Origin of the sequence: Nitratidesulfovibrio oxamicus, from assembly GCF_015731765.1 — a bacterium.
GTDB classification, from domain to species: Bacteria; Desulfobacterota; Desulfovibrionia; order Desulfovibrionales; family Desulfovibrionaceae; genus Cupidesulfovibrio; species Cupidesulfovibrio oxamicus.
This window is the reverse complement of the sequence record NZ_VRYY01000084.1, coordinates 1-7,027: the sequence shown is the minus strand read 5'-3', so window position 1 is coordinate 7,027 and position 7,027 is coordinate 1. Positions and strand designations below refer to the sequence as shown.

The 7,027-nt window shown below is 64.6% G+C and carries 7 protein-coding genes and 1 pseudogene; 3 read left to right on the top strand and 5 right to left on the bottom strand.

What is annotated here, in order from left to right; translation table 11 throughout:
* Positions 1-471: ribosome silencing factor (gene rsfS / locus FVW20_RS03965; RefSeq protein ID WP_196608384.1), on the bottom strand; the 471-nt coding region annotated here is incomplete at its 3' end.
* Positions 472-653: 182 nt separating this feature from the next.
* The gene (locus FVW20_RS03960; protein WP_196608383.1) at positions 654-1,307 is read right to left on the bottom strand and encodes a nitroreductase family protein; all 654 of its coding nucleotides are present in this window, start codon (positions 1,305-1,307) and stop codon (positions 654-656) included.
* Positions 1,308-1,771: 464 nt separating this feature from the next.
* Here FVW20_RS03960 and FVW20_RS03955 point away from each other — a divergent pair, with 464 nt between their 5' ends.
* A complete protein-coding gene (locus tag FVW20_RS03955) occupies positions 1,772-3,076 on the top strand; it encodes a phenylacetate--CoA ligase family protein (RefSeq protein ID WP_196608382.1) in 1,305 nt (434 codons plus the stop codon).
* Between the two features lie 95 nt (positions 3,077-3,171).
* Here FVW20_RS03955 and FVW20_RS03950 read toward each other — a convergent pair whose 3' ends face one another.
* The 3 genes from FVW20_RS03950 to FVW20_RS03940 all read right to left on the bottom strand — a co-directional run bounded on the left by FVW20_RS03950 (position 3,172) and on the right by FVW20_RS03940 (position 5,775).
* Complete coding sequence (locus FVW20_RS03950) at positions 3,172-3,618, bottom strand: hypothetical protein (RefSeq protein WP_012611592.1); 447 nt, start codon at positions 3,616-3,618, stop codon at positions 3,172-3,174.
* A gap of 552 nt (positions 3,619-4,170) precedes the next feature.
* The gene (locus FVW20_RS03945; protein ID WP_012611594.1) at positions 4,171-4,677 is read right to left on the bottom strand and encodes a 4Fe-4S dicluster domain-containing protein; all 507 of its coding nucleotides are present in this window, start codon (positions 4,675-4,677) and stop codon (positions 4,171-4,173) included.
* 6 nt (positions 4,678-4,683) lie between these two features.
* The gene (locus tag FVW20_RS03940; RefSeq protein ID WP_196608381.1) at positions 4,684-5,775 is read right to left on the bottom strand and encodes an FAD-dependent oxidoreductase; all 1,092 of its coding nucleotides are present in this window, start codon (positions 5,773-5,775) and stop codon (positions 4,684-4,686) included.
* 298 nt (positions 5,776-6,073) lie between these two features.
* On the opposite strand from FVW20_RS03940, the gene FVW20_RS03935 reads away from it, so the two are divergent.
* Both FVW20_RS03935 and FVW20_RS03930 read left to right on the top strand, forming a co-directional pair.
* Positions 6,074-6,505, top strand: a complete 432-nt coding sequence (locus FVW20_RS03935; protein WP_167121850.1) for an ACT domain-containing protein — start codon at positions 6,074-6,076, stop codon at positions 6,503-6,505.
* Between the two features lie 288 nt (positions 6,506-6,793).
* Positions 6,794-7,027: pseudogene (locus FVW20_RS03930) on the top strand (molybdopterin-dependent oxidoreductase); the annotation flags it as partial.

Genomic DNA, 7,027 nt, shown 5'->3' with positions numbered 1-7,027 from the left:
GGCGGCGGCGCGGGCGCCAGCCACCTTGCCCGCCATGCGGCGCACGCCGCTGTGGGTGCCCGCAGAGGTGGTGGCTGCCTCCACCGGCGGGGCCAACTCGCGTCCGTCATGCAGCACCGGCGCATCGGACCACAGGCTTTCCAGCCGGAACATTTCACGCACCGGGGGCTGGAAGACGTTGATGATCACGTCGTTGCAGTCGAGCAGGATCCACTGCCCGGCCTGGTAGCCTTCCATGCGCAGGAATTCGATCTTTTCGTCGTCGCACATGCCCAGCATGTGGTCGGCCAGGCCCTGCGCGTGGCGCACGGAACCGGCGGTGACGATGATGATGGACTCGGCAAAGGCGTTCATGCCCGCAAGGTCCAGGGCCAGCACGTCGTGGCCCTTCTTTTCTTCCAGCCAGCCCACGAAGGTGGCGACCTTCTCGGCGGTGGGGATGTCCTTGAACTTCTTTTCGATGGGTTTCATGCGGTGTCCTGTGGTCCGGCCCGCGCGCGGCGCGGCCCGTATGTTCATATGCATGCGGCGGAAGGTCCGCCGATGGCGTCATGTGAATGCGACGTACGGGAATACGCTGTCCGGCGGCATCCGCCGCTTGGCCTGCCCTGCCCCGGATTGCCTGCGGCAAGCGGAGCGGACGGCTGACGGTGTTACCCCTTCTCCTGTGCGTTACCACCGTGAACCGGCAGCAGCACGGATTCCAAAGGACGCTTGGGCACGCGATGGGTGCCCTCCGCGTCGCGGCGGTAGCGGATGTCGCCATCCGCGCCCACGGTTTCCAGCACGCGGGTTTCGGCGGGCACGCCCAGCGCCAGCACCAGCACAAGGTCCAGTTCGGCATGGGGGGGCGCATTCAGGCCAAGGGCCGCGCGCACGCCGTCGCGGTCGAACGCGCCGATCATGCAGCAGCCAAGGCCCAGCGCCTGCGCACCCAACTGGATGGTCTGGGCCGCGATGCCAAGGTCGATTTCCGGCGTGGGAGCCCCTTTCCTGTCGCACAGCACGGCGATGTACGCCGCCGGGCGCTCGCCGTGAACCGGCCCGCCCCAATCCTTGAGGTAGGCGGCCCAGCGCAGGTGCGGAAACACCCCGCCGTTGCGCACGGCGTCGGCGCACACGGCATAGCGCAGGGGCTGGCGGTTGGCCCCGCTGGGGCACACCCGCGCCGTGTCCACCAGCGCATGCAGCGTGGCCAGGGGCACGGCCACGTCTTCCCGGAAGCGGCGGCAGGTGCGCGCATCGCGCACGCATTGGGCAAAGGCGGCAAATTCGGGGGATTGCTCGAAAGAATGCGGCACTGTCATGGTGCGGATGTCCTGCGGAATATCGTGGCTGGCGGCACAACGGCAACGGGCCGGGCGGACGGGCTCCGTTCACTGTCCAAACATACCATATACCGCATTCCCTACCGCTCCGCAAATGCAAGTGTGCGGGGCCTTTCGGCGAGCCATGTTGCCAGGCCCGGCAGCGACGTTGGCGAGAAAACCAGGCCAACAGGCGCAGACAGGGGCAGCCAAGCCGTGCAGCGATTCGCGGCGTTCTGACGGTGCCCCTTCCACCTCGCCGTTCTCCATCCCCGCGTCCGCCCGCATGCGTCCTCATCCGCACGGCCCCGGCCTGCAACACGCACACCCCGTACCGGCCCGGCATCCTTGACCGCACCCGGCAGTTGGGGCACAAGTTGGCCTTGCCCGACATGTGTCGCACGGGCCGCCCGCGCCAGCGCGCCGCGCGGCACCGCCTGCGGTGAACCCGAGAGGAGAGCCCCATGATTTTCGACGTCGACCGCGAGACGCTTCCGCGCGAGGAGCTGGAAGCGCTGCAACTGCGCAGGCTGAAGAACCTCTGCGAGCGCGTCTACGCCAACGTGCCCCACTACCGCCGCCGGTTCGAAGAGGCGGGGGTGACCCCGGCGGACATCAAGCGGCTATCCGACGTCACCCTGCTGCCCTTCACCGAAAAGCAGGACCTGCGCAACAACTACCCCTTCGGGCTGTTTGCCGTGCCCAAGGATACCATCGTGCGGCTGCACGCCTCCAGCGGCACCACCGGCAAGGCCACCGTGGTGGGCTACACCAAGCGCGACCTGGACAACTGGGCCGAACTGATGGCCCGCAGCCTGGCCGCCGCCGGGGTTACCCGCCGCGACCTCATTCACAACGCCTACGGGTACGGCCTGTTCACCGGCGGCCTTGGCGCGCACTACGGCGCGGAACGCCTGGGCGCCACGGTCATTCCCGTGTCCGGCGGGGCCACCAAGCGCCAGGTGCTGCTGCTGCGCGACTTCGGCGCCACGGTCATCTGCTGTACCCCCTCGTACAGCCTGTACCTGCACGAGGCGGCGGAAGAGGCGGGCATCGACCTGCGCGAACTGCCCCTGCGCATCGGCGTGTTCGGCGCGGAGCCGTGGACCGAGGAAATGCGCGCGGAAATCGAGACCAAGCTCGGCATCGACGCCCTGAACATCTACGGCCTGTCCGAAATCATGGGCCCCGGCGTCTCCATGGAATGCGTGGAGGCCAAGTGCGGCATGCACATCTATGAAGACCATTTCCTGCCGGAAATCATCGACCCGGTGAGCGGCGAGGCCCTGCCCCCCGGCGCCACCGGCGAACTGGTCATCACCACGCTGACCAAGGAAGGCATCCCGCTGGTGCGCTACCGCACCCGCGACATCACCTCGCTGGACTACACCCCCTGCGCCTGCGGTCGCACCCATGTGCGCATGCGCCGCGTGACGGGCCGCAGCGACGACATGCTGATCATCCGCGGGGTGAACGTGTTCCCCTCGCAGATCGAGTCCATCCTGATGGAAACCGAGGGCCTCGCCCCGCACTACCAGTTGCTGGTCACCCGCGAGGGGAACCTGGACAACATGGAGGTGCAGGTGGAAGTTTCCGAGGAATTCTTCTCGGACGAGATCAAGAACCTGCAACGCCGCGAAGCCCGCTTGCAGAAGACCATCAAGGAATTCCTGGGCGTCACCGCCAAGGTGCGCCTGGTGGAGCCGCGCTCCATCCAGCGCTCCGAGGGCAAGGCCAAGCGCGTCATCGACATGCGCGAAAAGCCGTAGACGCGGCACGAAAGATTACGAATGTGAAAGGGGGCTTCGGCCCCCTTCTTTTTTGCGCGACAATAGCTGCGTCCGGTATGATCTCACAATGTCGGTCAGTCTTCGCTCTGGGCTTCTTTCTGCTCGTGCAAGCGCTTGTTTCGTCTGTACGTCATGGTTTCCGTCATGCCCCCCCAGATACCTGCCGCGCCAACTGCGAAAAAAACGGCTGCGGGTCCCCAGTCACCCTTCCTGACATACGCGATGACCAGACACAGCCCCGCAAGCCCCATCAGGAAGTGCGACAATATGTAATTCCGCTGCACCGGCAGCGGAATCCACGGGTCAAGTGCATACAGATCAAGGTGCAGACTGCGTTCCCCGTCTTTCATGTATTGCGGAGGCATGTATTCCGCGATTTTCCGCGATGCCGCTCCCCCAATGAACGCGGCTGCCAGAAACAGCAGGATGAACCCCCAGAACATAAAAAAATTCAGGGTGTCGTGAAGGTCCAGAATGCCGTTTCCGAGAAAATGCCAGCCGGTGTGAATTGATATTCCCACCTTGCCTCCTCACGTCCGCAGGCTTCGCAAATAGCGGACAAGACTGACTATTGTGAAATAGGTCATTAGGGACGCAAAAAACAATGCAAATACCATCGCATTGGAATTGCCTTCGATATAAAACTGCAAGACCATAAGAAATTGCGAAAACGCAATAATTGCAAGGCCTGCAACATACTGCCTTCTGAGCGACAGAGGAACCCTTGCGTCAAAGGCTATGGAATGAACGTACATTCTGTACGATCCGTCATCCAGAGACGCAGGACATATTTCACGTATTTTTCGCACTGTTGCTGTATCGAAAAATCCCCCTATAACAAATATGATTGCACTCAGCATGTAGAATACGGAGTCCAACGAATCATACGACATCCGGATGTCTCCTTGCGGCGTATGTCTGGGTGGCGGCACAGGCATGCATAACGCCCCCGCGCCAACGAACGGCAATGCCTTGTTCCATACAGGAGAACTCAAGGCCTGCAAACGGCAACGGTGGGGCTACCTTGCTTTAAGGTAGCCCCACCGTTGGTTTTTCGCGTTTTTTCGTGCCTGCTACTTCTTGGGCCGGATGTGCGCAAGCACACGGTCGCGGGCCTCGCGCGAAGCTTCCGTTTCCAGTTCATCCAGTTCGTCGCGGTCGGCAAAGCGAATGGCTCCGCAGGGGCACATTTCCGCGCAGGCGGGGCCAAGGCCCACGGCGCGTCGCCCGGCGCACAGGTCGCACTTGCGCACGGCCACGCCCCGGTCGGTGGCGAAAAAGGCGGCATAGGGGCAGGCAATGACGCAGTTGCGCGTCTCGCAGCCCCGGCAAAGCATGGGTTGCAGCACCACCGCCCCGTCACGGTCGCGCATCAGCGCGCCCCGGTTGCACACCTTCATGCAGTGGGCGTGTTCGCAATGCTGACAGTAGATGGGAATCATCTGGCCGTCGCCGGTGCGGGCCATGGCGATGCGCGGCGTGTCGTACAGAAAGCCGCACACGGCCTCGCACGTTTCGCAGCCGATGCATTTGCTGTAGTCGATATGCAGGGTCTTGCCCCTGCCGTGGCATTCCGACATGGCGCGCTACCTCTGCTCGCTGGGGGCGCCGGGGCGCGTTATGACGTCGGCGTCGTAATTGTATTCGTTCTCGCGGTGCTGGGCCTTCAGGTCCAGCCAGTTGGTCAGCGAGCGCGCCGCGCGCAGCCCGCTGTACACCGCCTTGCCGATCTTGCTGGGGCCTGTCAGCACGTCGCCCGCCACAAAGACGTTCTCTATGCTGGTCATGTGCAGCCAGCGCACCTCGCCCTTGCGCACGTTTTCCAGCCCCAGTTCCTTCTGGAACGGCGGGGTGGGAATTTCGCCGATGGAGGTGACAATGACATCGGCGGGCAGCACTTCGGTCTCACCGGTGTTGCCGTCGGCCATTTCAAGCGCCGCCACGTGCTGGCCGGTTTCATCCGCCACGATGCGCAGCGGGGTGCGCCGCTCCAGCCATTCGCACCCCACGTCGATGAGCCGGTCCACCTCGTAGCTGCCCGCAGGGGCTTCCTTCTTGGTGCGCCGGTACACCATGACCACGCGCTTTGCCCCCAGGGCTTTGGCGCTGTGGGCCACGTCCATGGCCGAATGCCCGGCGCCCACCACCACCACGGTGCGCCCTTCCACCGGCGGCACGGAAACGTTGCTGGTGGCGTACTTCACCGCGCGGATGGGGAACAGGAACTCCAGGCCGGAATAGACGCCCTTCAGCTGTTCGCCGGGTATGCCCAGCTTGCGCGACTTCCACGCACCGCTGCAGATGATCACCGCGTCATGTTCTTCCACCAGTTCGCCAAGGCCCCGGATGTCGCACGAGAAATGGTCGCCCTCTTCCTCGTGCAGGGGGGCGCTGCAGCATATCTTGGTCTTGTTGTGGAAGTTGACGCCGAACTTGCGCGACAGGGTGAACACCCCGCGCTGGATGCGGTCCGCCGGGATGCGGTGGCCGGGAATGCCGAACAGCATCAGGCCGCCGGGCTTGGGCAGCTTGTCGTAGACCTCTACCTGATAGCCCAGGCACCCCAGGTACCCGGCAGCGGCAAGGCCCGAAGGCCCTGCGCCGATGATGGCGACACGCCGCCCGTTGGGCGGTGCGGGTTCTTCCCGCATGAAGGCGAAATTCATGGCGTTGGACATCGATGCTCCACGGTGCTTGCCGTGCGCCGGGCCGCGAAGTGCGGCGCGCGCAGCGTGCGTGTTCAATATAGCCATGGGGCCAGCTTCCGCAAGCGGTCGAGAAAGGCCACCCGCGCCGGGGCCCGGGTGCGACCGGCAATGCCGCGCAACCGTCCCGCATCCGCATGCGCGCGCCGCATCCATCGGTCCCGGACAGGCCGCCCGGCTTGTCAACAGCCCGCCGGGGATGCTATCCACCTTCAATGACTGCAACGGCAGGGCGAACCGGCCTGCTTCACCCCGCAAAAGGATTGTCGCCATGAAAGTGGAACAGATTTCCGTATTTCTCGAAAACAAGGCCGGACGCCTGGCCGAGGTAACCCACACCCTGGCCGAGGCGGGCATCAACATCCGCGCCCTGTCGCTGGCCGACACCTCGGACTTCGGCATCCTGCGCCTGATCGTGCACGACCACGAAAAGGCCAAGGCCGCCCTGAAGGAAAAGGGCTTCACCGTGGGCCGCACCTCTGTGGTGGCCGTGGAAGTGCCCGACCATCCCGGCGGTCTCGACAGCATCCTGCAACTGCTGAGCACGCGCGGCGTCAACGTGGAATACATGTACGCCTTCGTGCAGCAGAACGGCACCAACGCGGTGCTCATCTTCCGCTTCGACCGTACCGACCAGGCCATCGAAGTGCTGAACGAGGCGGGCATCCCCGTCATTTCCGGCGACAAGCTTTACCAGAACTAGGGCTGCCACAGTTCCCTTTCCCTGACCGGATGGGCCGGGTCCGGTTGCTGCCGGTCCCGGCCCTTTTTGCATGGTTTTCTGGTGCTGATCCGTAATGACACGCCCCGCGCCGCCCTGCCGTGACCCCGGTCACGGAAGGCCCGGTGGCGCGGTGTACGGTGACGCGCACGGGTTGTTCGCCGCATCCGCCACACCGCACCGGCACCCTTTCGATGCACGGATCGCCGGTCGCCCGTTGCCGCCGGACGCCCTTCCCTTTCGTCAACCCGCTCCCCCACGGAGTTTCGCATGCAACGCCTTTCCGCCTGTTCCCTCGACTGTCACGGCGCCTGCTCCCTGGTGGTGCACCTGCCGGACGAAGAAGCATCCGTGCATGACGACCCCGCCGGGGGCGTGCGTGTTTCCGGCAACCCCGACCATCCGTTCACGCGCGGGGTGGTCTGCGTCAAGGGACGGGCGCTGGCCGCCCGCCGCCTGAGCCCCGACCGCATCACCACGCCGCTGGTGCGCGGCGCGGACGGC

Bases quoted from the DNA above. Each gene is read 5' to 3' on its own strand.
- FVW20_RS03960 (WP_196608383.1), bottom strand. From the start codon at position 1,307: ATGACAGTGCCGCATTCTTTCGAGCAATCCCCCGAATTTGCCGCCTTT.
- FVW20_RS03935 (WP_167121850.1), top strand. From the start codon at position 6,074: ATGAAAGTGGAACAGATTTCCGTATTTCTCGAAAACAAGGCCGGACGC.
- FVW20_RS03945 (WP_012611594.1), bottom strand. From the start codon at position 4,677: ATGTCGGAATGCCACGGCAGGGGCAAGACCCTGCATATCGACTACAGC.
- FVW20_RS03940 (WP_196608381.1), bottom strand. From the start codon at position 5,775: ATGTCCAACGCCATGAATTTCGCCTTCATGCGGGAAGAACCCGCACCG.
- FVW20_RS03955 (WP_196608382.1), top strand. From the start codon at position 1,772: ATGATTTTCGACGTCGACCGCGAGACGCTTCCGCGCGAGGAGCTGGAA.